This window comes from Fulvivirga lutimaris (genome assembly GCF_009711525.1).
GTDB classification, from domain to species: Bacteria; Bacteroidota; Bacteroidia; order Cytophagales; family Cyclobacteriaceae; genus Fulvivirga; species Fulvivirga lutimaris.
In genome coordinates, this window is sequence record NZ_SMLV01000091.1 from 1 (window position 1) to 1,402 (window position 1,402).

At 36.9% G+C, this 1,402-nt stretch carries 1 protein-coding gene; it reads right to left on the reverse strand.

Annotated features, from left to right (window positions below):
- Positions 1-3: 3 nt before the first annotated feature.
- A partial coding sequence (locus tag E1140_RS00350; protein ID WP_155177972.1) for a carbamoyltransferase family protein occupies positions 4-1,402 on the reverse strand: 1,399 nt, incomplete at its 5' end.

Genomic DNA, 1,402 nt, shown 5'->3' on the forward strand with positions numbered 1-1,402 from the left:
ATATTAATCAAGTTTAAATTCTTCTTGCCAGTTATCTTTTTCTGCCCATTCTGGTTGGTTTGTTTTTTTAAACAGATAATTTTCAATCACTAAAAAATCCATTTCTGTCCGCATAAAACATCGGTAGGCATCCTCTGGAGTACATACAATTGGTTCTCCACGAACGTTAAAGCTGGTATTAACTACTAGTCCATACCCGGTTTGTTTCTTAAACTCGCTAATTAATTCGTAATATCTGGGGTTGGTTTCTTTATGAACAGTTTGAATCCTGGCTGAAAAATCAATATGAGTAATTGCCGGTATGTCCGAGCGCAAATAATACAGTTTATCTTTAATAGAGAGGCTGTCAAAATTTTCAGGAAGTTCCTTTCTTCTTTTCTCTTGAACTGGTTGGACAATGAGCATATATGGTGAAATGCCCTCGTGTTTAAAATACTCCTTACAATCTTCTGCTAACACAGAGGGAGCAAATGGACGAAATGATTCTCTGTACTTAATTTTTAAATTGAGTTTTTTCTGCATTTCTTCACTCCGTGGGTCGCCAAGAATACTTCTGCCTCCCAAAGCTCTTGGACCGAACTCCATTCTTCCTTGCATCCATCCAATTACATTACCTTCGCCTAATAACTTTGCAGTCTCCTTGGTAAGGTCATTGAAATTATCATATTTAACAAAATTACCATCATATTTCTTGACTGCCAATTCTATTTCTTTGGACATATAATATGGCCCCAAATAAGATCCATTCATCCTGTCCATTGCCCCATTTTCTAGAGGCTTTCTTTCTTGATCATAATATATATGATACGCTGCCAATGCAGCACCTGGAGCCCCACCGGCATCACCGGCTGCTGGTTGAATGAATACATCCTCAAAAATATTCTCAGAGATGAGTTTTCCGTTGGCTACACAATTTAATGCTACTCCGCCGGCAAGGCATAAATATTTAGAACCAGTTAACCTTTTTGCTTCTTTCGCTATTTTAATAACTATTTCTTCCGTTACATTTTGAATAGCAAGGCCCAAATCACAATGCTTTTGTTCTAATTCTGACTCAGCCTTTCTTCTTGGAAATCCAAACAACTTTTCCCACTTATTATCATCTACCATTCTGAGACCAGTGGCATATTTAAAATATGATTGGTTAATCCATAGAGAGCCATCATCTTTTATTTCAATAAGCTCCTTTTTTATAACCTCTTCATACTTCTTGATGGTCTCATTGTTTCGTCTGCCATATGGAGCAAGCCCCATCAATTTATATTCACCAGAATTTACCTTAAAACCTAGAAAGTATGTAAATGCTGAATATAACAATCCGAGAGAATGAGGAAATCTTAGCTCCTTCAGAATTTTTATTTCTTTCCCTTTCCCATGACAAATAGAAGCAGTCGCCCATTCT